The organism is Halomonas sp. ATBC28, assembly GCF_005937175.1.
GTDB lineage: Bacteria > Pseudomonadota > Gammaproteobacteria > Pseudomonadales > Halomonadaceae > Vreelandella > Vreelandella titanicae.
This window is the reverse complement of sequence record NZ_VCQL01000214.1, coordinates 1-384: the sequence shown is the minus strand read 5'-3', so window position 1 is coordinate 384 and position 384 is coordinate 1. Positions and strand designations below refer to the sequence as shown.

General features: G+C 50.8%; 1 protein-coding gene. It reads right to left on the bottom strand.

Going from position 1 to position 384, the window contains the following annotated elements; genetic code table 11:
* Window positions 1–182: 182 nt before the first annotated feature.
* On the bottom strand, window positions 183–384 hold a 202-nt coding region (locus E0L35_RS26115; RefSeq protein ID WP_138801776.1), incomplete at its 5' end, for a YjeO family protein.

The following is a 384-nucleotide window of genomic DNA, read 5'->3' as shown; positions in this document are numbered from 1 at the left end:
AGATTCACCAGCTGATTCTGGCTGGCTTCCACGCCCACGGTATCGAGATGCCATTCCCGCCCTTCCAGATGCGTCTGGAAAGCCTGAATGGTAAACAAACGGGGAGAACATTAACTTCTGCGGGCAAAGGTCGTCAGGCGGGAAGTTTGTAAGGTCTTTGTGGCCGGATGAACCCATCCGGCTCACAAGCAAAACTGATAGCGCAGAAAAAACTGCCACAACCAGTAGCCGAAAATAGCCAGCGCGGTGGCGTACATAAACCAGCCGCGTTTTTTTCGCCACAAAGCGAACCAGAGAAAAGGGAAAAAGAGCGGTAACGTCATTATCACACCGACATCGCGAGTATCGTCATCTTCGAGATACATCAAAACATCACAGACGTTG